Origin of the sequence: Mesorhizobium sp. B2-3-5 (assembly GCF_006442395.1) — a bacterium.
In the GTDB taxonomy this organism is placed as follows: Bacteria; Pseudomonadota; Alphaproteobacteria; order Rhizobiales; family Rhizobiaceae; genus Mesorhizobium.
Genome location: NZ_VFVX01000042.1, coordinates 1 through 24,610, shown reverse-complemented (window position 1 = coordinate 24,610; position 24,610 = coordinate 1). Strand labels below are relative to the sequence as shown.

The following is a 24,610-nucleotide window of genomic DNA, read 5'->3' as shown; positions in this document are numbered from 1 at the left end:
AATTCATCTGTGGGACGATCATATTCGACCTGCAAACACCGATGCGGACTGCAATCACCAACCAGGAGTACCGACATGACCAAGATCGCAATTCTCGGCGCCAATGGCCGGCTCGGCCGCGTGGTTGCCAAAGCCTTCATCGACGCCGGCTTCGACGTTCGCGCCGTCACCCGTACAGGCAAGGTGCCGGCCGAGCTCAAAGGCGCCACGGCGGTCGCCGGCGATGCGCTGGACCGTCAGTCGCTGATCCTCGCCACCGAGGGTGTCGATATCATCTTCAATGTACTCAGCCCGATCTACACCGACTGGAGCAAGTGCTTGCCGATGGCGCAGAACGTCATGGCCGCCTGTTATGCGAACAACGCGCTGCATCTCTTTCCCGGTACCATCTACAATTACGGTTCGCCGATGCCGGCGGTGATATCGGAGGACACGCCGTTCCATCCGACGACCGAGAAGGGCCGCATCCGCTGTGCCATGGAGGAGCTGTTCCGGAACGAAGCCGAGGCAGGCCGGGTCCGAACCATTCTTCTGCGGGCCGGCGACTTTTTCGGCGGCACCGGCAGCGGCTCGTGGTTCGACCTGGTCGTCGCCGCCAAGATGACCAAGGGCATCTACACCGCGCCCGGCCCGGCCGACCTCGTGCATGAATGGGCCTATTTGCCAGACTTCGCCGTGGGCTTCGTGGCGCTGGCGCGCAATCTCGACAAGCTCGGCTCCTACGAGGCGCTGAACTTTCCCGGCCACGCGGTCACCGATCTGGAAATCAAGGCCGCCGCCGAGAAAGCACTCGGCCGGCCGCTGAAGATGAGCGCGATGGCGTGGTGGGTTCTGCGCGCCGGCAGCCCGTTCGTGGCAATGTGGCGCGAGATCGTCTCGATGTCCTATCTGCGTTTCGAACCGCATCGGCTGGCCTCGACGCGGCTGGAGGGCATCATCGGTGAGATACCCCATACGCCGCTCGATCAGGCTGTCGCCGAGGCCCTTGAGGATATCGGCGTCGCCACCGCGAATGGCCATTCGCACGCCGCCTGAATGAGGTTGGCGGGCCAAGCCCCCCACGCCTCTTCGCCAGCCGAAAGGCGGCTCAGAGCCGCCCCATCAAAAGCAGCACCAGAACCACCACCAGCACCACACCGACTATGCCCGAAGGTCCATACCCCCAGGAGCGCGAATGCGGCCAGGCCGGCACCGCGCCGATAAGCACAAGGATCAGGACGATGATGACAATGGTGATGATCGGCATGACGAAATCCCCGCTCTGCATTGCTCCCGAGACGATGCTTCGCATTGCTCGTGAGGACAAAATGCAAAAGGCCGCCCGGATGTTCCGTGCGGCCTTTGCCGGTCAGATCGGCAAGCCTGCCTATTCGGCGGCCTTCGGGAAGGCGATGGCCGGCTCGGAGGCCGCCTCCGCTGTCGGCGCGTCCGATGGGATCTCGCCCTTGCCGCGCCGGAACAGCCGGCCGAACCAGCCGCGCTTGGCGCCAGGCTTCACCTTGGCGCGGGTGAATACCATCAGCATCGACGGCGTCACCACCAGCGTCAGGATGGTGGCGAAGGACAGGCCGAAGACGATCGCCGAGGACAGCGAGATCCACCACTGCGTCGACGGTGCGTTGATCGTCGTCTCGTGATGGAAGATTTCCAGCCCGAGGCCGAAGGCGATCGGCAGCACACCCAGGATCGCCGACACCGCGGTCAGCACCACCGGTCGCGCACGCTCGCGACAGGTCTGCAGCACGGCGTCCATCTTGTCCCAACCCTCTTCGCGCAGCCGGTCATAAGTGTCGATCAGCACGATGTTGTTGTTCACCACCACGCCGGCGAGCGCGATGACGCCGATTCCCGACATGACGATGCCGAATGTCTCGCCTGTTATCAGCAGCCCGAGGAACACGCCGATCGTCGCCATGACGACGCAGGACAGCACCAGCCAGACGCTGGTGAACTTGTTGAACTGCGCCAGCAGCACCAGGAAGATCAGGAAGATCGCGGCGCCAAAAGCCTTGCTGAGGAAGGCGCTGGCTTCCGCGCTGTCCTCGTTCGAGCCGGCCAGCTTCCAGCGGATGCCGCTGCCGAGGTTCATGTCGGCGACGGCCTTGGTGACCTCCTGCTGTACCGCCGCCACCTGGGCGCCGGCGGCGACGTTGGCCTGAACCACCACGGTGCGGGCGCCGTCGATGCGGTTGAGGACGCCGACGCTCGGCTTCGCCTTACGGACGACGAAGTTGGAGATCGGCACCGATCCCTGCGAAGTCTGCACCCTGAGCTCGTCGAGGGTCGACAGCGTGCGCCGGTCCTCCGGCAAGCGCAGGCGGATGTCGACCGCCTTGTCGGCGCCGGCGGGCCGGTATTCCGACAGCTTCAGACCGTTGGTGACGAGCTGCACAACGGTGCCAACCGATGTCGGGCTGATGCCATACTGGGCGGCCTTGGCACGGTCGACCTCGAGCGCCCAGTCGACGCCGGGCGGCGGCAAGCCGTCGGAAACGTCGATGACGCCGGGCACCTTGGCGATGCGCGCCGCCACCGCGCGCGCCTTCTCGTCCAACCCCTTCGGATCGACGGCCGAAAGCCTGATCTGGATCGGCTTGCCGGTCGGCGGGCCGGCTTCCGGCACGCGAACCTCGACGTCGACGCCGGGAATGCCGGCCATGACGCCGCGCAGATCGTTCAGGATCTGGTTGGCCGATTTGCGCTCGCGCCAGTCGATGAACTCGTACTGGATGACGCCGACGACGTCCTCGGGCACATCCTGGCCGCCGCCCTGGGACTTGCCGACCCGGGTATAGACGGACTTCACCCCCGGCCAGCCGAGCAGACGATTTTCGGCGATCTTGGTCGCCGTATCCATTTCGGCCAGCGAAAGGTTGCCGCGGGCATGCACGTAGAGCAGTCCGTAATCCGGTTCCACACTCGGGAAGAACTCGACGCCGGCGCCATATTTCGAATATCCAACGAAGATACCGGCCAGAAGAACGACGGTGAGCACCATCACGGTGATGGGGAAGCGCACAGCCTGCTTGACGACGGCCATATACCAACCGTCGCGATTGTCATCCTCGTGATGCTCCGGCGCCTTGGCGAAGATACAGCCCAGCGTCGGCGCGAAGACCAGGGCATAAAGCATCGAGGCCGAGAGCGTGACGATCAGGGTGATCGGCATGTACTTCATGAAATCGCCGATAATGCCCGGCCAGAAAAGCAGCGGCGAGAAGGCAGCGATGCGCGTCATGGTCGCGGCGATGACGGGACCTGCCATGCGTTTGGCGGCGAGCGCGAAGGCTTCCTGCTTCGGCATGCCCTCGCTCATGCGCCGTTCGGCGAATTCGGTGACGATAATGGCGTCGTCGACCAGCATGCCGACCGCGAGGATGAGGCTGAACAGCACGATCATGTTGATCGTGTAGCCCATCATCGCCAGAAGCAGGATGCCGATGAGGAAGGACGATGGAATGGCGAGGCCGATCAGCAGCGAGGCACGGCCGGACAGTGCGTAGAGGATGACGATGAACACCAGGATGACGGCGATCATCACGTGGTTCTGCAGATCGCCGAGCAGCTGGTTGACGAAGACAGACTTGTCCTGCGTGTAGGTGACGTGCATCCCCTCGGGCATCGTCTTGACGAAGGTGTCGGACACCTCCCTCACCTTGGTGAGCGTGTCGATCAGATTGGCGCCGATGCGCTTCTTGACCTCGATTGCGATGGCCGGCTTGCCGTTGAGGCGCGTGATCGTCGTGGCGTCGGCGAAGGTCGAACGGATCGTCGCGATGTCCTTTGCCTGCACCACGGCGTTGGGGCCGGCAACCACCGGCAGCGCCGCCACATCCTCGGGCGTCTCGATCAGGGACGGCACCTTGACGGCGTACTTACCCTGCGAGCCTTCGATATTGCCGGCGGCGACAAGGCTGTTGGAAGCGCCGACGGCGCCGATGAGCTGATCGAGCTGCAGGCCGTAGGAAGACAGTTTCATCGGATCCATCACGACCTCGACGAGATCGTCGCGGGAGCCCTGCAGCGAGCCTTCGAGAACGCCGGGCACTTCCTCGATGCGGTCACGCAGCTCGCGCGCCGCGGCCGCCAGCACGCGTTCAGGCAATTCGCCGGACAAGGTGACGACGAGCACTGGAAATTCGGAAACGTTGACCTCGGTGACGACAGGCTCCTCGGCCGCTTGGGGCAGGTCGGCCTTGCCGTCCTGCACCTTGGAGCGCGTATCCTGCAGCGCCGTTGCCAGATTGGTCTGCGGCTGGAACTCGACCAGCACATAGCCGCCGCCCTGGAAGGCAGCCGAGCGCATTTCCTTGAGGCCCTTCAGGCTCTTCAGCTTGCTTTCCATGGGGCGCAAGAGGAGCCGTTCGGAATCCTCCGGCGAAATGCCCTGGTAGATCAGGCTGACATACATCATCGGAATCGGAACGTCGGGTTCCGCTTCCTTCGGCGTCGACTGATAGGCGACCCAGCCGGCAAGCAGAAGGAAGACCAGCACCGAGATGGTCAGGCGGGCATTGTTGATTGCGAGTCTGACGATATCCATGAATTGGACCTGCTGTTTTCTTCGGGAGCGGCGAACTGACCAGGCGCCGGACAAGTCCGGCGCGCTGACGTCGCGCTACTGGGTACCGGCGGTGGCTTCGCCAATCAGCTTGTTGATGGTCGCCTGGTCGGCCTCGACCGGCTTAACCACATCGCTTTCCTTCACCAGTTCCTGACCGGCGACGATGATGCGCGCGTCGGCGGGGATGCCGCCAAGCACAAGACCGGTCGGCGTGTCGTCGACCAGATCGATCGGGTAGAACACGACCTTGTTGTCCTTGTCGACGGCGCGGATGCCCAGATCGCCCTTGTCGCCGAGCGTCACCACCGAGCGCGGCAGCATGATCGCGTCGGTCGGCAAGGCGCTGAGACCGATCTCCGCGGTCATGCCGGCGGGAACGCTGCCATCGGCATTGGGGATGGCGATTTCGACGCGGAAGGTTCGGGTCGCCGACGAGGCATCGCGGCTGATGTAGCGCACGGTGCCTTCGACGGTCTGGCCGTTGACCAACCGAACGCTGGCCTTGTCACCGAGCTTCAGGTAGCCGAGATCGCGCTCGCTGATCTCGCCACGGGCGATGATCGGATCAAGCTTGAGGATGGTTGCCACTTCGCCGCCCTGCATGACGGAGCTGCCGAGTTCCACCGGCACCCGGTCGATGACGCCGTCGAACGGCGCCTTGACTTCGTTGCGATCGAGTTCGGCCTGCGCGGTATCCAGCTGGGATTGCGCTTGGGTCAGATTGGAACGGGCGGTGTCGAGCTGCAGCTTGGGCAAATTGCCGGTCTTGGCCAGCCGCTCGGCCGCATCGAGCTCGGCCTTGCGCTGCGCCACAAGCTGCTTGGCGTTGTCGACCATCGAGATCTTTTCCTCCGCCGCCAGCATCAGAACCAGATCGCCCGTCTTGACGTGCTGGCCCTGCTTCACCGGCAGCTTGTCGATGACGCCGGCGACGCGGGTTGCAAGCACCGCGCGCTTGTCGGCCTCGGTCAGCCCGGAGATACGGATGGCGCGCGCATAGGTCTTGCGCGGCGGCGTCACCACCGCGACGGTGCGCAGCGTCGCTTTCGGCTCGACTTCTGACGTCTTCGCCTTGCTCGCATCCGGCGCCTTGCCCTGGTCGACTTCGGCTGCCTTGGCCTTGTTGGCCGCTACGCTGCCGACAGACGAGAACTCGCCTGTCGCCATCCAGGCAGCGAAACCAATGAGCACAACAATGGCTGCAAGCTTGTGAAACCTGATTTTAGGCATCGTCGTTTTTCCGTTGCGGGTTCGGCCAGCACCGCGCCTCCGCAGCGCGGGCGCGTCGCCGATATGGGTGCGCGCCTGACCGTGTTCAATTTGCCGTGATCGGCGAGCGCGCTTCTACATCAAAGTTGCACCGCGATATAGTGCGAAAGTTGCAGCAGCATTGCGTAGCCGGACAAGGTGTGGCCACCGCGATACTGTTCTTGATCCGCTAAAATACCTGCTCAACCGACATACAGCCGGGTCACGATCCGCCCCCTCATCGCCGGCCCGAATGACCGCTCTGTCATTGCCAACGGGGCAGCACCACATTCCCGCGGAACCGTCGCCATCCTGCGCGGGTTTTTGATCGGGATGCGGATTTCGACCGACGGGCCAGATCATGTCCGATCGGCGAACGCTATCCGATTCCGTCGGCGGCGATCCCGACCAATCCATTGGAATTGCTTGTGAAATAGCAGGTCACGCCAGCCAAGTTTGGATTGCGGCAAGCCAGTCCGTCGACGTTTAGCCTGCCATCAAGAGCGTCAGTGAGCCCGGCAATGGCTGTGTCGGATCACCGCGGCCCGAAGCCAGCGACATGGCACTGACCACAGCGCGGCTGCGGAAACTCCGTCCCATTCGCAAGCGCGGTGCCGACCGTTCCGCTCATCATTTCCCGGCGGTAGCGCGCGACGGTGCGCGGCAGCATGGGCGTGTCGGTGGCAGCAGGCGTCAGCATGATGATGCGATCCTCACACGCGCTGGTTGTCACTTGCCCATTGTCCACGGACGCTACGCGGATTTCCGGAAAACCGCGCCGATGGTCCTGATCGATCCGGCACCCTTCACGCGACAGCCGGGCAGTGCCGGCCGGCGGCACGGCTATCGCGCTCTTTGGCGGCCGACGGGTTCAGGCCCGGCGGCGTTCTGCTTCCGGGGTCTTGCGTGCGGCAAGGAATTCCTTGACCCGCCGACCGGGTGCCGGGCCGCGCACCGGCTTGAAACCGTCGTCCAGTTCGCCCGAGAGATCGAGCGTCGCATGGTTGCCGACGGCGTCGTAGTTCTCCTCCAGCCAGTCGCTGGCGGCGGTGCGGCCGAGGTCGCGCAGATAGGTCAGGAACGCCCATTCGGCGTTGATCTTGGATGATGCCGACAGGTCCTTGAACGCCTCGTCGGCATCGATGCGGTGCATGCGGATGTCGCGGTATTCGCCATGCGGCAGCCGGCCGGCGGCGATCAGTTCCTTGACGAAGGCGATCGAGCGGAATTCGCGCAGCAGCCCGGCATTGAAAGTGATCTCGTCGATGCGGTTCTGGATCTCGTTGGCGCTTTTCGGCGTCCCCTCGCGCACCACCGGGTTGATCTGCACCAGAAGCACGTCCTCGGTCGCCGCCGTCTTGAAGAACGGATAGAGCGCCGGATTGCCGCCATAGCCGCCATCCCAATAGGGCACGCCCTTGATCTCGACGGCCCGGAACAGTTGCGGCAGGCAGGCGGAGGCCATCACCGTGTCGAGGTCGATCTCGCCATCGGAAAAGACCCGCAATTGTCCTGTCTCGACATTGGTGGCGGAGATGAACAGTTCCATCGACTTGCAGGCGCGAACATTGCCGAAATCGATCTCCCGCGCCACCACGTCGCGCAACGGATTGAGGCCGAGCGGGTTGGCGACATAGGGCGAGAACACTCGCGACATGGTGTCGAAGAAGACGTAGCCCGGCGTGTTCTCGATCGACCAGTTGCCCCAGGCGACATCCCAGGGCATGCGCTGCACCGGGCTGAAGCGACCCTTCGCCGCCACGGCGCGCCAGAAATCGTCGAGCTTCTTGCGCGCGCCCTCGACCCCGCCTCTGACAAAGCCATCGGCCAGCGCCACCGCGTTCATGGCGCCGGCGCTGGTGCCGGACACAGCCGCGATCTCCAGCCGCCCATCCTCCAGCAGCCGATCAAGCACGCCCCAGGAAAAAGCCCCGTGCGAGCCGCCGCCCTGAAGGGCGATATTGATTTTCTTCTTTTCCTCCGCCTTGCCGTTCTTCGTCATGGCGTTCCTGTCATCCTGATGCTCCAGCCTGCCCCAACGTGGTCGGAAGGAAGCGGTTGCCGGCAGTTTATGTTGCAGTGCAGCATATAAGGATGGACCAAGGCAAGAACACGAACACGGTCGCGTGATCACATGAAATTTTCAGGCACGCCGAAAGCCCCTCCGCTTCAACGCGAAGAGGCGTTCGGTTCGAAACCGGCATGGAGACTAGGCGACGAGGTCCGGCACCGGGCCGACATAGCGTGACTGCGGACGGATCAGGCGTCCGGTCGTCTGCTGCTCGCGCGCATGCGCGACCCAGCCGGCGACGCGCCCGGCGGCAAAGACATTGCTGAAGGATCGCGGCGGGAAACCCGCCGCTTCCAGCACCAGTGCCGTGTAGAACTCGACGTTGGTCTGCAGCGAGCGCTGCGGCTTGGCTATCCGAAGCACCTCGAGCGCCGTTTGCTCGACAGTCTCGGCGAAGGCCAGCCGGCGGCCGGTCTCGCCCTCGCCGCCGAGCTGCCGGACCACTGCCTTCAGCACATCGGCGCGCGGATCGCGCACGCGGTAGATACGATGGCCGAACCCCATGATGCGCTCGCCATGCGCGATCTCGTCGCGCAGCCAGACGGCCGCGTCGCCATGCGCCTGGATGGCATCGAGCATTTCGATCACCGGGCCGGGCGCGCCGCCATGCAGCGGCCCTTTGAGCGCGCCGAGCCCGGCCAGCACCGACGATGTCAGGCCGGCCAATGTCGAAGCGACGACGCGGGTGGCGAAAGTCGAGGCATTGAGGCCGTGGTCGCAGACGGTCACCAGATAGGTGTCGAGCGCCTTGGCAAGATCAGGCGAAGGATCGGAACCCCTCAGCATCCGCAACATGTCGGCGGCATGATCGGCCTTGCTGTCTGGAGCGATCGGCTGTTCGCCGCGTCCCAGACGCAGGAGCGCCGGCGTCAGCACGGCGGGTGCCGCGATCAGCAGCAAGGCATCCTCCAGCGTCTCGCCATCCGGCAGCAGCGCCATGCCGGCGCGCATGGCGCTATAGACGTCAAGCGGTGCCAGCAGGGGCAGCGAAGGCAGGAGCCGATCGAACGCCTCGACACGCGCCTTGCCCAATCTCGCCGCCAGATCGGCGTCACCAGGCAAATCGTCGAAGAACCCGTCCAGCAGCAGATGCACGACCTGCGGATAGCTCCATCGCCCGGCGAGTTCCGGCAGGGAATGGCCACGGATCGTCAGGCGGCCGCCCAGACCATCCACGTCCGACAGCACGGTTTCAGCCGCCACCACATCATCGAGCCCATTCGCCATGACCTTGTCTCCTTGAAGCTTTTCCCGATGGGAGATAAGAGTGGACAACCCAAGCATCAATCTTGATCAATAGAATCAATATCAGGGGGCTCGATATGTCCGAATGGCTGTCGCGAGAAGAGGCGCTGGAAAGGCTTCGGGTGAGGCCGCAGACGCTCTACGCCTATGTCAGCCGCGGGCGCATCGGCATGCGCCCGGACCGTGCCGATCCGCGCCGCAGCGAATATCGCGCCGACGACATCGCGGCGCTGGCAACCCGCCGGGCGCGCGGACGCAGCCCCTCGGCCATCGCCGAAAGCGCCATCGCCTGGGGCGAGCCGTCGATCGCGACGGCGATTTCGACCGTTTGGCATGGTCATCTCATCTACCGGGGCCAGGACGCCGTTGCGCTGTCCGACCATGCCACGCTGGAAGAGACCGCCGCCCTGCTCTGGGCCCTGCCTAAACCCGTCCGTTTCGAAGCGCCGGCGCCGGATGCGCCAAGCCAGCTCGGTCGAGCCGCGGCCTTTGCGCAGCTTGCCCTGCTGGCCGGCCAGGGACGGCCTTCGCTTGGACGCAGCGCCGCCTCGCTATGCGCGGATGCCGCGCACGCGATCGGCGTGCTGGCCGGCGCCCTCGGTGCCTTGCCGGGGCCGGATCCGGTGCATCGGCGATTGGCGCGGGGCTGGTCGGTCGATGATGGCGGCGCGGAAGCGATCCGGCGCGCCCTTGTGCTGCTCGCAGACCACGAACTCAACGCATCGACCTTTGCCACCCGCGTCGCGGCCTCCACGGGAGCCTCACCCGCCGCTTGCCTGCTGGCGGGCCTGGCGACACTGTCCGGCCCGCGCCACGGTGGCGCCGGCGAAGCGGTGATGCAACTCGCGGAAGATGCGGCACGACACGGCGCCGATGCCGCGATCCGGCGCTGGCTCGGCCATGACCGGCCACTGCCGGGGTTCGGCCATCAGCTCTATCCCGAGGGCGACCCCCGAGCCACGGCACTTCTGGCGGCCATCGACAACACCGACGAGACATTGCGGTCGCTGGTAGCCGCCGCCATTGCCGCGACCGGCGCCCGACCGAACATCGATTTTGCCCTGGCCGTGCTGACGCGCAGCCTCGGCTTGCCGCGCGATGCGCCGTTCCAGCTGTTCGCGCTCGGACGCAGCATCGGCTGGGCGGGGCATATGGTCGAACAGATGGTGAGCGGCAACATCATCCGGCCACGCGGCCGTTATGAGGGATTGTTGCCGTAAACGCGTGACGCGTGCGCTTACGACATCGTGTCGAGTTTACGCTGCATGGCCGCGATCTGGTCCTTCAGCTGCTGCAGATCGTCGGGCTTCTCAGGCGTTTCCTTCCTGGCCGGTTCGGCGGGGGGCGCGGCCGGTGCCGAGCCCGCCGGCGGAAATGGCGTGAACAGCCGCATCGCGTTCTGGAACATTTCCATGTTGCGGCGTGTCTGCTCTTCCAGCGCCTTCATCGGCGTCGCCATCTTCATCACGTCGAGCGGTGACTTGCCGATGGCGCCCTTCATCTGTTCGCGGAACCGCTCCTGCTCCTTGGAGAAGGCGATCATCGACTGTTCGAGGAAGCTCGGCACGATCATCTGCATCTGGTCGCCGTAGAACGCGATCAGCTGGCGCAGGAACGGGATCGGCAGCATGTTCTGCCCATCCTTGTTCTCAAGCTCGAAAATGATCTGGGTCAGCACCGGGTGCGTGATGTCGTCGCCGGTCTTGGCGTCCTGGACGGTGAATTCCTCGCCCTTCTTGACCATCTCGGCCAGATCCTCGAGCGTCACATACGTGCTCGTCCCCGTATTGTAGAGGCGGCGATTGGCGTATTTCTTGATAATGATCGGATCGTCTTTTGCGGCCATCTGCTTCCTCCCCGGACACCGGCGCGCCTGAGTAAGCAGCCGGTAACGATTGCGCCCTTTTTGAGGATATGCGCAAAAGCCTCATAATTCCAAGCAGTTTGTGCAGTGCGGGATCACATAATGCTGCATAGCGGGCAAAATATGCTGCGCAGCAGCGGCCGGGCCAGCGGCACGGCGACGCGCGCCCTGCTTGCGACGCATGGGCGCCATGCCGATTTCCGGTTTGACTTGAGGTTGGGAAAGGGCAAGAAAAGTCCTCAACGACAGAACATCAGCTTGAGGTCTGGAGAACAAAATGTCCGATTCCATCGTCATTGCCAGCGCCGCGCGCACGGCCGTCGGTTCCTTCAACGGCGCTTTCGCCGCCACGCCCGCCCATGAACTGGGCGCCATCGTCATCAAGGAATTGCTGTCGCGTGCCGGCGTCGAAGCGGCCGAGGTCGACGAGGTCATTCTCGGTCAGGTGCTGACCGCCGCTCAAGGGCAGAACCCGGCCCGGCAGGCCTCGATCATCGCCGGCTTGCCCAAGGAGACCACTGCCTGGGGCCTCAACCAGGTTTGCGGCTCGGGCCTGCGCGCCATTGCGCTCGGCATGCAGCAGATCGCCACCGGCGACGCCAAGGTGATCATCGCCGGCGGCCAGGAATCGATGTCGCTGTCGCCGCACGCCGAGCACCTGCGCGCCGGCGTCAAGATGGGCGACTACAAGATGATCGACACCATGATCAAGGACGGGCTGTGGGATGCCTTCAACGGCTACCACATGGGCAACACCGCCGAAAACGTCGCCCGCCAGTTCCAGATCACCCGCGACGATCAGGACCAGTTCGCGCTGGCCTCGCAGAACAAGGCCGAGGCCGCGCAGAAGGCCGGCAAGTTCAAGGACGAGATCGTCGCCTTCACCATCAAGGGCAGGAAGGGCGACACCGTCGTCGACCAGGACGAATACATCCGCCATGGCGCCACGCTCGACGCCATGACCAAGCTGAAGCCGGCCTTCGACAAGGACGGCACGGTGACCGCCGCCAACGCCTCCGGCATCAATGATGGTGCGGCCGGCGCGCTGCTGATGAGCGAAGCGGAAGCCATCAAGCGCGGCATCACCCCGCTGGCGCGCATCGCGTCCTGGGCAACCGCCGGCGTCGATCCGGCGATCATGGGCACCGGCCCCATTCCCGCCTCGCGCAAGGCTCTGGAAAAGGCCGGCTGGTCGGTTGGCGATCTTGACCTTGTCGAGGCCAACGAGGCTTTCGCGGCGCAGGCCTGCGCCGTCAACAAGGACATGGGCTGGGATCCCTCGATCGTCAACGTCAACGGCGGCGCCATCGCCATCGGCCATCCGATCGGCGCCTCGGGCGCCCGCATCTTCAACACGCTGGTTTACGAGATGCGCCGCAGAGGCGCCAAGAAGGGTCTCGCCACCCTATGCATCGGCGGCGGCATGGGCGTCGCCATGTGCGTGGAAGCACTCTGACACATCAACGAACGGGCGGCGTCAATGCATGTCGCCCAAAAGTGCGTAGCGGTTTTGGGAGGCCGACATGCATCCAGATAAGCAGCTAAGCGCGGTGCCTGAATTTACTTCAGGCGACGCGCTTTAGCCGCCCGTCCCATATCAAGTGCCTGCCAAGCCCGACAACAGGGCGATCTCAAAAAGGGGAAATGCATGACCAAGGTTGCAATCGTCACGGGTGGATCGCGCGGCATCGGCGCGGCGATCTCGATCGCTTTGAAGACCGCCGGCTATTCGGTCGCCGCGAACTACGCCGGCAACGACGACGCGGCGGCGAAATTCAAGGCCGAGACCGGCATTCCGGTCTACAAATGGTCGGTCGCCGACTATGACGGTTGCGCCGCCGGCATCAAACAGGTCGAGGCCGACCTCGGCCCGGTCTCGGTGCTGGTCAACAATGCCGGCATCACCCGCGACGCCATGTTCCACAAGATCACGCGTGAGCAATGGAAAGAGGTGATCGACACCAATTTGACTGGTGTCTTCAACATGACGCATCCGCTGTGGGGCGGCATGCGCGATCGCAAGTTTGGCCGCGTCATCACCATCTCCTCGATCAACGGACAGAAGGGCCAGGCCGGCCAGGTCAATTATTCCGCCGCCAAGGCCGGCGACATTGGTTTCTCCAAGGCGCTGGCGCAGGAAGGGGCTCGCGCTGGCATCACCGTCAACGTCATCTGCCCCGGCTACATCGCCACCGAAATGGTCAAGGCGATCGACGAGAAGGTGCTCAACGAGCGCATCCTGCCGCAGATCCCCGTCGGCCGCCTCGGCGAACCGGAAGAGATCGCGCGCTGCGTCGTCTTCCTCGCTTCGGAAGAGGCCGGTTTCATCACCGGCTCGACCCTCACCGCAAACGGCGGCCAGTATTTCGTCTGACACGTCGCCGAGGCCAAAGGCCTCGCACTGGCGACAAACGGACCGGGAAAACCGGTCCGTTTGCGAATTGACGCTGAGGCCTCCAGGCCCTCGCCGCAGCCTGATCCCTCATCAGGCACGCAAGGTTAATTGGCGGCGGGACCCTCGGTGCGAAACCGGTGGCCAAGCTTGTGGATTCCCGGTGGATAAGCTGTTCACAACACCGATATTGGCGGAACAAAAAGGGAAAATACCGCTGGCGCCGTTTTGTCGCCGATTCGTTCCGGGTTTGAGCGGAAGTTAATGTTAATAGGGCCGGAATCGCCTGCCGCTCCTTGAGGCCAAATTCAGAAAAGTTAACAATTTCAAAAGATTGAGCCAAGCGTGTCGCACCGCTTTCTTCGTTTTCCGGCAAAGGTTAACGGCAAAGCTCGCCTAGCATAAAATGGGCCAGTTCGACGATTCAGCATGTGGTGAGACTCATGGTCACAAAATCCATATGTAGCCGTGAACAAAAGCTGAATCTGGAAGAGTCAGCGATTCGTCGCCGATTCGTTCCAGACTCGTTCCATCCGTTAATCGGCGACCGGCCGGGAGCTTCACACAGCCACCTTCGAGCCGCCGGCGGAACATTCCGCTTTCGCTTCGCGCTCGAAATCCCTATGTGTCGCCTGTCATACGCGCCGTCCAGGGCACGCTCCCGACAATGAGAGGCCAGAAAGCCCTATTTTCGAGCCGATGAACATCCAGCCGAAACACACCCAGCCGCTGATCCTGTCGGGCCGCGACGTGACCGCGGTGCTTGGGCCGACCAACACCGGCAAGACCCATCTCGCCATCGAGCGCATGGTGGCGCACGGAACCGGCGTCATCGGCCTGCCGCTCAGGCTGCTGGCGCGCGAGGTCTACAGCCGCGTCTGCGAAAAGGTCGGTGCCCACAAGGTCTCGCTGATCACCGGCGAGGAGAAGATCCAGCCGCCAGGCGCCAAATATTCTGTCTGCACCGTCGAAGCCATGCCGCGCGAGACCGACGCCGCCTTCGTCGCCATCGACGAGGTGCAGCTGGCCGGTGACCTCGAGCGTGGCCACATCTTCACAGACCGCATCCTGCATTTGCGCGGTCGCCAGGAAACGCTTCTCCTCGGTGCGGCCACCATGCACGGCATCCTCCAGCGCCTGCTGAAGGGCGTCTCGGTGGTGACGCGCCCGCGGCTGTCGCATCTGGCCTATGCCGGGTCCAAGAAGCTGACCCGCCTGCCCCGGCGTACCGCCATCGTCGCCTTCTCCGCCGACGAGGTCTATGCCATCGCCGAGCTGATCCGGCGCCAGCAGGGCGGTGCGGCCGTTGTGCTCGGAGCGCTCTCGCCCCGTACCCGCAACGCCCAGGTGGCGCTGTTCCAGTCCGGCGATGTCGACTATCTCGTCGCAACCGATGCCATCGGCATGGGCCTCAACCTCGATCTCGACCACGTCGCCTTCGCCCAGAACCGGAAATTCGACGGCTACCAGTATCGCAACCTGACGGCGGCCGAACTCGGTCAGATCGCCGGGCGCGCCGGCCGGCATCTGCGCGACGGCACTTTTGGTGTCACCGGCCAGGTCGATCCGCTCGACGAGGAGTTGGTCAAGAAGATCGAGAGCCATGATTTCGATCCGGTAAAGGTGCTGCAGTGGCGCACCGCGCATTTCGACTTTGCCAGCCTCGATGCGCTGAAGCGCTCGATCGAGACCAACGCGCCGGTCGAGGGCCTGACGCGCGCGCTGCCGGCGGTGGATGCCCAGGCGCTCGAATATCTGTCGCGCGACGGGGACATCCGCGCGCTTGCCACAGACGCCAAACGCGTGGCGCTGCTGTGGGAGGCCTGCGCGCTCCCCGATTACCGAAAGATCGCCCCGGCCCAGCATGCCGACCTCATTGCGTCGATCTACATGGACCTCGCCCGGCATGGCCATGTCGACGAGAACTACATGGCCGAGCAGGTGCGCCGCGCCGACACCACCGAGGGCGACATCGATACGCTGTCGCACCGCATTGCTCAGATCCGCACCTGGACATTCGTGTCGAACCGGCCCGGTTGGCTGGCCGATCAGGCACACTGGCAGGAAAAGACGCGTGAAATTGAAGACAGATTGTCGGATGCGCTGCATGAGCGGTTGACGAAACGCTTCGTAGACCGCAGGACTTCCGTCCTCATGCGGCGCCTTAGAGAAAATACCATGCCTGAAGCCGAAATTAGTCCTACCGGAACCGTCCTTGTCGAAGGCCACCATGTCGGCGAGTTGCAAGGGTTCCGCTTCACCGCAGACCAGAGCGCCGGCGGCGAAGACGCCAAGGCCGTGCGCACCGCCGCCCAGAAGGCGCTGGCCGCCGAGTTCGAGGCGCGCGCCGAACGCTTCGGCGCCTGCGCCAATGGCGACCTCGCGCTTGGCTCGGACGGCACGCTGCGCTGGATCGGCGCGCCGATCGGCACACTGGTCTCCGGCGAGGATGCGCTGAAGCCGCGTCTCGTGCTTTTGGCTGACGAACAGCTGACCGGCCCGGCGCGCGACAAGGTCGCGGCGCGTGCCGAACGTTTCGTCAATTTCCAGATCGAGTCGCTGCTGAAGCCGCTGGTCGACCTGAAGAATGCCGACCAGATTTCCGGCATCGGCCGCGGCATCGCCTTCCAGCTGGTCGAGAATTTCGGCCTCATCAACCGCCGCGACATCGCCGAGGAGATGAAGTCGCTCGACCAGGAGGGCCGGGCCGCCCTTCGCCGCCTGGGCGTGCGCTTCGGCGCCTACCATGTCTTCGTTCCGGCGCTGATCAAGCCGGCACCCGCCGGGCTGGTGACGCTGCTGTGGGCGCTGAAGAATGACGGCAAGGACAAGCCGGGTTTCGGCGACGTCGTCCATGCGCTGGCGTCCGGCCGCACCTCGGTGGTCATCGACCCGGCCTTCGACAAGGCCTTCTACAAGCTCGCCGGTTACCGCAATCTCGGCCGCCGCGCCGTGCGTATCGACATACTGGAGCGGCTGGCCGACCTGATCCGCCCGGCGACCAACTGGAAGCCTGGCCTCGGCCAGCGTCCGGATGGCGCCTATGACGGCCAGTCCTTCATGGTGACGCCGCCGATGATGTCGATCCTCGGCGCCACCGCCGACGACATGGAGGAGATCCTGAAGGGTCTCGGCTATCGCGCCGAGCCGAAGCCCGCGGCGGAAGTCAAGGCACGGCTCGAGGCACAGGACAATGCCGCGCGGGAAGCCGCCGCGGCCAAGCTCGCGGCGGAAGAAGCCGCCCGCGCAAAGGCGGCGGAAGACGCGGCTACGGATGTTGCAGCGGAAGCGTCCGTCGAAGGTTCCGAACCTGCGTCTGATATGGTCATCGCTGTGGAGCCGGCATCCGAAACCTCTGCCACCGATACCGTTGAGGCCGAGCCCGCCGGGGAAGAGCCCGTGGCCGCACCGGCAACGCACGAAGAAGCTCCGACAGCCGAGGCCGTGGTTGAGTTGCCTGCCGGGCCGGCACAGGCGGAATCTGCGGAGGTCGTGGAAAATCAGCCTGTTGCCGCCGCCGAAAGCGCCGGCGCCCTTGCCTCCCCCTCGATGGGGGAGGTCGCGGCGCGAAGCGACGCGGGCGGAGCTGACAGCGCCGACGATGCCGGCAGTGTTGACAGCGCTGGCGCTCCCCCCACCCCGGCGCTGCGCGCCGACCCTTCCCACGAGGGGGAGGGTGAGACCGCCGAGGCCGCGCCGGAAGCCGAAGCGCCCAAGCCCATCTTGCTGTGGCGGCAGGCTCGCTTCGACCAGCGCCCGCGTCATCGTGAGGGCCGCGGCAATCGCCCGCAAAACGGGCAGGCGCGGGGCCGGCGCGACGCACCGGCGGGTGCCGGCGCACAGGCACCAGGCGCACCTGGCGAGCGCCCGGCCCATGAAGGGCGGCGTGACGGCGCCGGCAAGCCGCGCTTCGACCGCTCGAAGTTCAAGCCCAAGCCGCAGGGCGAAGGCGAACAGCGCCGTGACAGCCGTCCCCAGGGCGAGCGTCCCGACCGCCGCGAGGGCCGGCCGGACTGGAAGGGCGGCAGGCCGGAAGGCAAGAGCGGTGCCGACGGGAACAGGGGCGGCAAGCCCGCCTTCCAGCCGAAGCCGCGCGAGGAGCGTCCGGTCCGCTTCGATCCGGACTCGCCCTTCGCCAAGCTTGCCGCCTTGCGCGACCAATTGAAGAAATAAGCTCGGCGCTTCGATGGTTGCTGAAGGCCGACAGCGCATCGACAAATGGCTGTTCTTCTCGCGCGTGGTAAAATCGCGCTCGCTGGCGGCCAAGTTGGTCGTCGCCGGCCGCGTGCGCATCAATCGCGACAAAGCAGCGCAGGCCTCCGATCTGGTCAAGCCGGGCGACGTGCTGACCATCACGCTCGACCAGCGCATCTTCATCTGGAAGGTGCTCGGCGCGGGTGTGCGGCGCGGCCCGGCAGACGAGGCCCGCACCCTCTACGAGGACATGTCGCCACCGCCCACACCGAAGGGCGAGGCGCTTCCCGATGCGATTCCGGCGCTGCGCGAGGCCGGCAGCGGCCGCCCGACCAAAAGAGAGCGCCGCCAGACCGACCGCTTGCTTGGCGAGGATTGAGGCTTGCCGTCCTGAACGCAGGGCCGTGGCTTCGGCACAGGAGTGGACGCGGGACAGAATGGAGACCGGGACACGAGACGCTCCACGGGTCATCACCGGTCCTTGCCGCGCTTGCCTCTGGAATTCCATTCCCGAAGAGCCGGTGTGGACGGGCACGGCCGCCCTTGCAAGCGGCGGGCAAAGGCGTTACCTCACGGAAAAAGCCCAATAAAGCTGGGGCGTTCCGGAGCCGACCGATGACCTATGTCGTGACCGACAATTGCATCAAATGCAAATACATGGATTGCATCGAGGTCTGTCCGGTCGACTGTTTCTACGAAGGCGAGAACATGCTCGTCATTCATCCCGACGAGTGTATCGACTGTGGCGTCTGCGAGCCTGAATGCCCCGCCGACGCGATCAAGCCCGACACCGAGCCCGGTCTCGACAAATGGCTGCAGATCAACACCGAATATGCCGAGAAATGGCCTAACATCACCGCCAAGAAGGAACCGCCGGCCGACGCCAAGACCTTCGACGGCGAGGCCGGCAAGTTCGAGAAATATTTCTCCGCCGAACCTGGCGAAGGCGACTGACAGCGCTACCGTTCAGACTGGTATGACGCTGCGTAAGAGGCACGGCACATGAACCGCCTTGACAGGCGGCGGTGACCTGTGGCCTTCGCTTACGCAGCAAAACCTTGATTCTTCCGACTTTTTGTGTTACATCAGCGAAACATGCCGGTGACACAACGTCGATTTATGGCGCAGACGCCCCAAATCACTGAAAGGTGAAAATCCCATTTCGGACCAGAGCGATCTGGGCCAGGCGGTCGCAATCGTGCGGTTTGCCGGTCCCAGCCTTTCCGGTGGGTTCATCTGTTGTGCGGCTAATGATCGGGATTTCCCGGTCACACCAGTTCGGACCGGCAGGACGCCGGTTCCACAACAAGGAGTTCAGGGCGTAATGGCAACGATCACCCCGCAGAAGAAGTCCACTGGAGCGCGTCACGGTTTCAAGACCGGCGAGTACATCGTCTATCCGGCGCACGGCGTCGGCCAGATCGTCTCGATCGACGAGCAGGAAGTGGCCGGGCACAAGCTGGAACTGTTCGTCATCGACTTCCAGAAGGACAAGATGCGCCTGAAGGTGCCGGTCGCCAAGGCGACCTCCATCGGCATGCGCAAGCTGTCGGAAGAGGATTATGTCGAGCGCGCGCTGAAGGTCGTGCAGGGCCGCGCCCGCGTCAAGCGCACCATGTGGTCGCGCCGCGCCCAGGAATATGATGCCAAGATCAACTCGGGCGACCTGATCTCGATCTCGGAGGTCGTGCGCGACCTCTACCGCGCCGACAACCAGCCGGAGCAGTCCTATTCCGAACGCCAGCTCTACGAGGCGGCGCTCGACCGCATGGCCCGCGAGATCGCGGCCGTCAACCGTATGTCGGAAACCGAAGCCGTCCGCCTGATCGAGGTCAATCTCAACAAGGGTCCTAAGCGCGGCGCCAAGGCCGACAATGAGGAAGCCGAGCAGGAAGAAGCCGCCTGAGCTTTTCGCCTTCGAATTCGAAAAACCCGGCCTCGCGCCGGGTTTTTTGTTGCGGGGCGTCTGCGGCAGGCTGACCGCGCCGGGAAATCTCTCGACTACCCCTCGCCTCCGCCTTCCCTCTCCGCCTCCTGCTTCAGCGTGGCGATGAACCGCTTGGTCCGCTCACGCTCCGGATTGCCGAACAGTACAGCCGCCGGCCCCTTTTCGACCACAACACCGGCGTCGAGGAAAACCACTTCCCGCGCGATCTTGGAAGCCAAGCGCAAATCATGCGTCGCCATCACCATGGTCGTGCCTTCGCTGGCGAGCTGGCCGAGCACATCGACCACCTCCTGCGCCAGTTCCGGATCGAGCGCCGAGGTCGGCTCGTCGCACAGCAGCACCTTGGGCGACGGCGCCAGCGCCCGGGCGATCGCCACGCGCTGCTGCTGGCCGCCCGACAGCGTCGCCGGCCAGGCATCGGCCTTGTGCGCCATCCCGACTTTTTCCAGCAGGGCGAGCGCTCGCTCGCGGGCCCTCTCGGGCGACCATTTGAGCACCGTCACCAGTCCTTCCATGACATTCTCGATTGCGGTGCGGTGCGGAAACAACTGAAAATTCTGGAACACCATGCCGGTCTGCAGGCGCAGGCGTCTTATGTCCGCGGCCGGCACCTTGACGCCCGGACGGAACTCGAGCGACTCGTCGCCGATCCGCACCGTGCCCGATGTCGGGATCTCCAGAAGGTTGATGCAGCGCAAGAGCGTGCTCTTGCCGCCGCCCGACGGGCCGACAAGCGCGGTAACACTGCCTTCGGCGATGGCGACCGTTACCCCCTTCAGCACCAGATTGTCGCCGAAGCGCTTCTCGATGTTGGTGAGGCTGATCATGAGCGTGCCTCCAGGAAGCCGCCATAGCGGTTGAGCCGTTCTTCCAGCCGCGTCTGCAGGGCAGACAGCACCGAACTCATCGCTAGATAGAGGATCGCCGCCTCGACATAGAGGATCAGCGGCTCATAGGTGGTGGCGACGATGCGCTGCGCCGCCTGGAACATCTCCGGCACGGTGATGGCGGCGGCCAGCGACGTATCCTTGACCAGCGAGATGAAGGTGTTGGAGAGCGGCGGCACCGCGACGCGGCCGGCTTGCGGCAGGATGGTGCGCCGCATCGCCTGGCTCCAGGTCATGCCGATCGAATAGGCGGCCTCCCACTGGCCCTTCGGCACCGAGCCAATGGCCGCGCGGATGATTTCCGACGTATAGGCGCCGATGTTGAGCGTGAAGCCGATCAGTGCCGCCGTGAAGGCGTCGAGCAGGATGCCGACCGACGGTAGGCCGTAGAAGATCAGGAACAGCTGCACCAGCAGCGGCGTGCCGCGGAAGATCCAGACATAGAAGCGCACGAGCGCGACCAGCGGTCTCGGCCCGAACAGCCGGCCGAGTGCCGCGCCGAGGCCGACGGTCAGGCCAAGAACGAAGGACAACAGCGTCAACGGCACGGTGAAGATCAGGGCGGCCCAGAGCAGCGAAGGCAGTGACTCCAGCATCAGTTGCAGCCAGTGCAGCACGAAAGACCCTCCAGACCAGAGCAATTCCAGGAAAAGCGCGTGGCGGTTTTCCGCCCGGAATTGCGTAGAAACAACGAGTTAGAGCGGATCAACGATTCTATCAAACGCTGAACCGCTCTAGATGCATGTCGCCCAAAAGTGACCCCGGCTTTGGGGGAACGACATGCATATAGACAAAGACCTGAAGCGCGTCGCATGAATCCGTTTCGACGCGACGCTCTTTAGACGAGGCAGTGTGACCGAAGTGCGAATGCAGGCGCCATATCACGACAAAAGCGGCGAGCCGTCAAAGACGGCCCGCCGCGCTGGATGCGTTGCGGGACCGAACCGGCCCCGCTGCGCGATTTACTTCGAAACGTCCTGGCCGAAATAGGTATCGGCGATCTTCTGATAGGTGCCGTCGGCCTTGATGTCGGCCAGCGCCTTGTTGATGGCCGCGACCAGCTCGGGATCGCCCTTGCGCACGATGACACCGGAATAATCGGCGTTTTCCTCTTGCGCTGCGATCTTCACATTGGCGTCGGGCTTGTGCTTTTTGAAGTCGAGGAAGGACAGGCTGTCGTTGATGGTGGCGTCGGCGCGGCCGGTCAGAAGCAGCTGGATCGACTGGTCGAAGCCATCGGTGCCGACAAGCTCTGCGCCATTCGCCTCGGCCAGCTTGCCGAAATTGGAGGTCAGCGACTGCGCCGACTTCTTGCCCTTGAGATCGGCGAACGTCTTGATGTCGGTGTTGTCGCCGCGCACGATCAGCACCGCCTTGGAAGCGATGTAGGGATCGGAGAAATCGTACTTGGCCTTGCGCGCATCCGTGATGCCGACCTCGTTGATGACGGCGTCGTAGCGCTTGACGTCGAGACCGGCGATCAGCCCGTCCCACTTACCTTCGAGAAACTCGACCTTGACCCCCAGCTTGTCGCCGATCGCCTTGGCGATTTCGACGTCGAAGCCGACCAGCGCGCCGGACGCATCATGATAGGTGAAGGGCGCGTAGGTGCCTTCCGTCCCGACCTTGATGACGCCAGCCTGCTTGATCTGGTCGAGATTGGCACCGGCATGGCCCGATGCGACGGCCAGGGCCTGCAGCGTTCCGGCGACGATAAGCGACTTGAGCCATTTCATTTTTCTGTGATCCCGTCCTTGGCCTGATATCAGGCATGTTGTGAGGGCTGGAAAATGCCAGATGTCAGCAGGAAGAATAAGGAATCGCATTTCAAAAACAAAGAATTTCCGAAACCATATTCTCCAAAATTGATTTCTTCGCGCATTCAAAAGGGCAACTGTGCTGAAATCGCGCGCTTCGCTGTCCGCGCCAGCGGAACCTTTCTCGCGCGTGGCAGTTTTGGCTGTTGTAGGGCACGACGCCGCGATTTCAACCCGGTGCCTACCAAGCAGACGTCATTCGCATCGCCTGAGCCAGGGAGCCCCTCATGATGGAAGACACGGCAGGACGGATCATGGTCCGCGCGGCGATGAAGGCTCCTTACCTCGAACGGGACGAAGAACATCGGCTGGCCTTGCTCTGGAAGGAGGACAATGACCAGAACGCGTTGCACTGCATAACCGTTGCCCATATGCGGCTGGTCATCTCCATGGCCTCAAAATTCCGCCATTACGGCCTGCCGCTCGGCGATCTGATCCAGGAAGGGCATGTCGGCCTGCTGGAGGCCGCCGCCCGTTTCGAACCGGAACGGGAGGTGCGGTTTTCGACCTATGCGACCTGGTGGATCCGTGCTTCGATGCAGGACTACATCCTGCGCAATTGGTCGATCGTGCGTGGCGGCACGAGTTCGGCGCAAAAGGCGCTGTTCTTCAATCTCAGGCGCCTGCGTGCCCGTCTGGCAAACGGCGCCGAGCCGCTTTCCAACGAAACCCTCTATCGCGAGGTATCGGTGGCGCTCGGCGTTTCCGAAGCTGATGTGGCGATGATGGATTCGCGACTGTCGGCACCGGATTCCTCGCTCAACGTGCCGCTTGCCGATGATTCAGGCGCCACCGAACGGATGGATTTCCTGGTCTCGGACGACCCGCTGCCCGACGAGGTCGTCGGCGACAAGATCGATGTCGCGCGCCGCTCGCTCTGGCTGAAAGCCGCTCTCGCCGCCCTCAACGCCCGCGAACTACGCATCATCGAGGAAAGGCGGCTGACCGACGAAGGCGCGACGCTCGAGGCACTCGGCGAGACCCTCGGCATCTCCAAGGAGCGCGTTCGCCAGATCGAGGCCCGCGCCATGGAAAAGCTCAAAGTCGCGCTAGTGAAGCAAAATCCGGAATTTCTGGCGACAGCAGCCTAGAGCAATTCCAGGAAAGGCGCGTAGCGGTTTTCCGTTCGGAATTGCGTAGAAACAAAGAGTTGGAGCGGATCAACGATCTTATCGAACGCTGAACCGCTCTAAAATCCCAGCAACAACGGGCTACTTGTCGGTGACGATCTTGACCTTGTCACCGGCCGACACCGTGGCCCCTGGCGACAACGCATTGAGCACCCGGAACAGGTCGAGCTTGCGATCGACGCCCACCATTTGCGCGGCAAGCGAGCCCATGGTCTGTCCGGGCTGCACGGTGAGCACGCGGATATGCAGCGGCTTGAGCGCCGCCTTTTCCGCGGCACTCAGCGTCCGGAACGACCCGCTGACCGACCGCGCCACCGTATCCAGCGAAGTGCTGGCCGAGGGGGCCGCTGTCAGCAGCCGATAGACCTGGCCGCCGGCACGGATCACCGCGATATCGAACTGCCAGCCTTGCGCGCCGGCATGCGCGGTCGCGGCCTCGTTGCCGTTGATCGTTTCCTGCTTGACGGTGCTGTCGTCGAGGCCAGCCACCCAGCCGCTTCTGATGTAGTCGGTCAAGGCGCGGTTCTTGTCGATCGAAACGCCATCGAAGCGGATCGCTATGTCGCCTGGTCCGGTCGCCGTCACCGCCGCCGCCGAATTGTCGATGATGAACCCATCCGGCACCGTGAACGACACGCCGAGGCCCGGATGCAGGAAGGTTTCCCCCCGCACATAGCCTTCCTCCGGCGTATCGCCATAGAGCAGGCCGTCTATGCCGGCGAGGAAGGAATCGCGGTCGCGCGTGCCCACACCCGGTGCGCCGAACTGGCGGGCGTGGCGCTGCGCCAGGTCGATGCGCTGCGGCGTGTTGGGATGCGTGGCCAGGAAGTCCAGACTGGCGTCGGTGGCGCCGCTGATCGAGCGGAAATCGGTGTAGGCCGACATCGACTGCAGGAAGCGGCCGGCGGCGTAAGGGTCATAGCCGGCCTCGCCGATCGACTTGATGCCGATGGCGTCTGCCTCCAGCTCCTGGTTACGCGAGAACTGCGCCAGCCGGAGCTTGCCACGGATGAGTGCCGCCTTGGCGGTCGGGCTGTCGCCAAGCACATCCGAGACCACCTTGGTCGCCAGGCCTTCCTCGGCCTCAAGCTGCTGGCGCTGCAAGCCGTGATTGGCTGTGACGTGGCCCATCTCATGCGCGATGACAGCGGCGAGCTCGGACGAATCATTAGCCAGCGCCAGCAGGCCGCGTGTGACGTAGAGATAGCCGCCCGGCAGCGCGAAGGCGTTGACGTTGGGCGAATTGAGGA

Annotated in this window: 21 protein-coding genes; 9 read left to right on the top strand and 12 right to left on the bottom strand. The window is 64.1% G+C overall.

The genetic code is table 11. The features are described 5' to 3' along the window. Positions 1-75 precede the first annotated feature (75 nt). A complete protein-coding gene (locus FJ958_RS28115) occupies positions 76-1,035 on the top strand; it encodes an SDR family oxidoreductase (RefSeq protein WP_140748383.1) in 960 nt (319 codons plus the stop codon). A 52-nt stretch (positions 1,036-1,087) separates the two neighbouring features. Here the strand turns inward: FJ958_RS28115 and FJ958_RS28110 are convergent, their stop codons facing one another. The 6 genes from FJ958_RS28110 to FJ958_RS28085 all read right to left on the bottom strand — a co-directional run bounded on the left by FJ958_RS28110 (position 1,088) and on the right by FJ958_RS28085 (position 9,110). Continuing rightward, positions 1,088-1,246 carry a DUF3309 family protein gene (locus FJ958_RS28110; RefSeq protein ID WP_140608213.1) on the bottom strand — a complete coding sequence of 53 codons (159 nt, stop codon included), beginning with the start codon at positions 1,244-1,246 and terminating at the stop codon, positions 1,088-1,090. Positions 1,247-1,366: 120 nt separating this feature from the next. Continuing rightward, on the bottom strand, positions 1,367-4,543 hold the full coding sequence (locus FJ958_RS28105; RefSeq protein ID WP_140748380.1) for an efflux RND transporter permease subunit: 3,177 nt from the start codon (positions 4,541-4,543) through the stop codon (positions 1,367-1,369). Between the two features lie 75 nt (positions 4,544-4,618). Then, positions 4,619-5,794 carry an efflux RND transporter periplasmic adaptor subunit gene (locus tag FJ958_RS28100; RefSeq protein WP_140748377.1) on the bottom strand — a complete coding sequence of 392 codons (1,176 nt, stop codon included), beginning with the start codon at positions 5,792-5,794 and terminating at the stop codon, positions 4,619-4,621. Between the two features lie 553 nt (positions 5,795-6,347). Continuing rightward, positions 6,348-6,545: a hypothetical protein gene (locus FJ958_RS28095; RefSeq protein WP_140748374.1), complete on the bottom strand. Its 198-nt coding sequence runs from the start codon at positions 6,543-6,545 to the stop codon at positions 6,348-6,350. A gap of 138 nt (positions 6,546-6,683) precedes the next feature. After that, positions 6,684-7,814, bottom strand: coding sequence for a patatin-like phospholipase family protein (locus FJ958_RS28090; protein WP_140748371.1), 1,131 nt, complete (start codon positions 7,812-7,814; stop codon positions 6,684-6,686). A 207-nt stretch (positions 7,815-8,021) separates the two neighbouring features. Continuing rightward, complete coding sequence (locus FJ958_RS28085; RefSeq protein WP_140748368.1) at positions 8,022-9,110, bottom strand: citrate synthase/methylcitrate synthase; 1,089 nt, start codon at positions 9,108-9,110, stop codon at positions 8,022-8,024. A gap of 95 nt (positions 9,111-9,205) precedes the next feature. Between FJ958_RS28085 and FJ958_RS28080 the strand changes: the two genes are divergently transcribed. After that, on the top strand, positions 9,206-10,348 hold the full coding sequence (locus FJ958_RS28080; RefSeq protein WP_140748365.1) for a citrate synthase: 1,143 nt from the start codon (positions 9,206-9,208) through the stop codon (positions 10,346-10,348). A gap of 17 nt (positions 10,349-10,365) precedes the next feature. Here the strand turns inward: FJ958_RS28080 and phaR are convergent, their stop codons facing one another. Beyond that, a complete protein-coding gene (phaR, locus tag FJ958_RS28075) occupies positions 10,366-10,974 on the bottom strand; it encodes a polyhydroxyalkanoate synthesis repressor PhaR (RefSeq protein WP_140748362.1) in 609 nt (202 codons plus the stop codon). Between the two features lie 81 nt (positions 10,975-11,055). After that, positions 11,056-11,289, bottom strand: coding sequence for a hypothetical protein (locus tag FJ958_RS28070; protein ID WP_140748359.1), 234 nt, complete (start codon positions 11,287-11,289; stop codon positions 11,056-11,058). On the opposite strand from FJ958_RS28070, the gene FJ958_RS28065 reads away from it, so the two are divergent. The 6 genes from FJ958_RS28065 to FJ958_RS28040 all read left to right on the top strand — a co-directional run bounded on the left by FJ958_RS28065 (position 11,270) and on the right by FJ958_RS28040 (position 19,484). Then, positions 11,270-12,448 (top strand): acetyl-CoA C-acetyltransferase, encoded by a 1,179-nt coding sequence (locus FJ958_RS28065; protein WP_140748356.1) that lies wholly within the window; start codon positions 11,270-11,272, stop codon positions 12,446-12,448. The two genes, FJ958_RS28070 and FJ958_RS28065, sit on opposite strands and share 20 nt — an antisense overlap. A 192-nt stretch (positions 12,449-12,640) precedes the next feature. Beyond that, positions 12,641-13,366 (top strand): acetoacetyl-CoA reductase, encoded by a 726-nt coding sequence (gene phbB, locus FJ958_RS28060; RefSeq protein WP_140748353.1) that lies wholly within the window; start codon positions 12,641-12,643, stop codon positions 13,364-13,366. 717 nt (positions 13,367-14,083) lie between these two features. After that, positions 14,084-17,557 carry a helicase-related protein gene (locus tag FJ958_RS28055; protein ID WP_140748350.1) on the top strand — a complete coding sequence of 1,158 codons (3,474 nt, stop codon included), beginning with the start codon at positions 14,084-14,086 and terminating at the stop codon, positions 17,555-17,557. Between the two features lie 13 nt (positions 17,558-17,570). Next, positions 17,571-17,957, top strand: a complete 387-nt coding sequence (locus FJ958_RS28050; protein WP_140748346.1) for an RNA-binding S4 domain-containing protein — start codon at positions 17,571-17,573, stop codon at positions 17,955-17,957. Positions 17,958-18,193: 236 nt separating this feature from the next. Next, positions 18,194-18,532 carry a ferredoxin FdxA gene (gene fdxA / locus FJ958_RS28045; RefSeq protein ID WP_008873823.1) on the top strand — a complete coding sequence of 113 codons (339 nt, stop codon included), beginning with the start codon at positions 18,194-18,196 and terminating at the stop codon, positions 18,530-18,532. Between the two features lie 370 nt (positions 18,533-18,902). Beyond that, positions 18,903-19,484 (top strand): CarD family transcriptional regulator, encoded by a 582-nt coding sequence (locus FJ958_RS28040; RefSeq protein ID WP_010911999.1) that lies wholly within the window; start codon positions 18,903-18,905, stop codon positions 19,482-19,484. Positions 19,485-19,579: 95 nt separating this feature from the next. Here the strand turns inward: FJ958_RS28040 and FJ958_RS28035 are convergent, their stop codons facing one another. The 3 genes from FJ958_RS28035 to FJ958_RS28025 all read right to left on the bottom strand — a co-directional run bounded on the left by FJ958_RS28035 (position 19,580) and on the right by FJ958_RS28025 (position 22,149). Continuing rightward, the gene (locus FJ958_RS28035) at positions 19,580-20,353 is read right to left on the bottom strand and encodes an amino acid ABC transporter ATP-binding protein (protein WP_140748343.1); all 774 of its coding nucleotides are present in this window, start codon (positions 20,351-20,353) and stop codon (positions 19,580-19,582) included. After that, positions 20,350-21,030, bottom strand: coding sequence for an amino acid ABC transporter permease (locus FJ958_RS28030; protein WP_140608243.1), 681 nt, complete (start codon positions 21,028-21,030; stop codon positions 20,350-20,352). Before FJ958_RS28030 ends, FJ958_RS28035 begins: the two co-directional genes overlap by 4 nt. Positions 21,031-21,375: 345 nt before the next feature. Then, a complete protein-coding gene (locus tag FJ958_RS28025; RefSeq protein ID WP_140748340.1) occupies positions 21,376-22,149 on the bottom strand; it encodes an amino acid ABC transporter substrate-binding protein in 774 nt (257 codons plus the stop codon). 308 nt (positions 22,150-22,457) lie between these two features. Between FJ958_RS28025 and FJ958_RS28020 the strand changes: the two genes are divergently transcribed. Then, entirely contained in the window at positions 22,458-23,321 is an 864-nt protein-coding gene (locus FJ958_RS28020) for an RNA polymerase factor sigma-32 (RefSeq protein ID WP_140748337.1), read from the top strand. Positions 23,322-23,441: 120 nt separating this feature from the next. Here the strand turns inward: FJ958_RS28020 and FJ958_RS28015 are convergent. Further along, the coding region (locus tag FJ958_RS28015; RefSeq protein WP_140748334.1) for a M48 family metalloprotease at positions 23,442-24,610 on the bottom strand (1,169 nt) is incomplete at its 5' end.

Excerpts from the sequence above, each read along its gene's own strand:
- fdxA (WP_008873823.1), top strand. The coding sequence starts at position 18,194 with ATGACCTATGTCGTGACCGACAATTGCATCAAATGCAAATACATGGAT.
- FJ958_RS28100 (WP_140748377.1), bottom strand. The coding sequence starts at position 5,794 with ATGCCTAAAATCAGGTTTCACAAGCTTGCAGCCATTGTTGTGCTCATT.
- FJ958_RS28115 (WP_140748383.1), top strand. The coding sequence starts at position 76 with ATGACCAAGATCGCAATTCTCGGCGCCAATGGCCGGCTCGGCCGCGTG.
- FJ958_RS28040 (WP_010911999.1), top strand. The coding sequence starts at position 18,903 with ATGGCAACGATCACCCCGCAGAAGAAGTCCACTGGAGCGCGTCACGGT.
- FJ958_RS28065 (WP_140748356.1), top strand. The coding sequence starts at position 11,270 with ATGTCCGATTCCATCGTCATTGCCAGCGCCGCGCGCACGGCCGTCGGT.
- FJ958_RS28105 (WP_140748380.1), bottom strand. The coding sequence starts at position 4,543 with ATGGATATCGTCAGACTCGCAATCAACAATGCCCGCCTGACCATCTCG.
- FJ958_RS28080 (WP_140748365.1), top strand. The coding sequence starts at position 9,206 with ATGTCCGAATGGCTGTCGCGAGAAGAGGCGCTGGAAAGGCTTCGGGTG.
- FJ958_RS28090 (WP_140748371.1), bottom strand. The coding sequence starts at position 7,814 with ATGACGAAGAACGGCAAGGCGGAGGAAAAGAAGAAAATCAATATCGCC.
- FJ958_RS28035 (WP_140748343.1), bottom strand. The coding sequence starts at position 20,353 with ATGATCAGCCTCACCAACATCGAGAAGCGCTTCGGCGACAATCTGGTG.
- FJ958_RS28020 (WP_140748337.1), top strand. The coding sequence starts at position 22,458 with ATGATGGAAGACACGGCAGGACGGATCATGGTCCGCGCGGCGATGAAG.
- FJ958_RS28070 (WP_140748359.1), bottom strand. The coding sequence starts at position 11,289 with ATGACGATGGAATCGGACATTTTGTTCTCCAGACCTCAAGCTGATGTT.
- phaR (WP_140748362.1), bottom strand. The coding sequence starts at position 10,974 with ATGGCCGCAAAAGACGATCCGATCATTATCAAGAAATACGCCAATCGC.
- FJ958_RS28025 (WP_140748340.1), bottom strand. The coding sequence starts at position 22,149 with ATGAAATGGCTCAAGTCGCTTATCGTCGCCGGAACGCTGCAGGCCCTG.
- FJ958_RS28050 (WP_140748346.1), top strand. The coding sequence starts at position 17,571 with ATGGTTGCTGAAGGCCGACAGCGCATCGACAAATGGCTGTTCTTCTCG.
- FJ958_RS28085 (WP_140748368.1), bottom strand. The coding sequence starts at position 9,110 with ATGGCGAATGGGCTCGATGATGTGGTGGCGGCTGAAACCGTGCTGTCG.
- FJ958_RS28110 (WP_140608213.1), bottom strand. The coding sequence starts at position 1,246 with ATGCCGATCATCACCATTGTCATCATCGTCCTGATCCTTGTGCTTATC.
- FJ958_RS28055 (WP_140748350.1), top strand. The coding sequence starts at position 14,084 with ATGAACATCCAGCCGAAACACACCCAGCCGCTGATCCTGTCGGGCCGC.
- phbB (WP_140748353.1), top strand. The coding sequence starts at position 12,641 with ATGACCAAGGTTGCAATCGTCACGGGTGGATCGCGCGGCATCGGCGCG.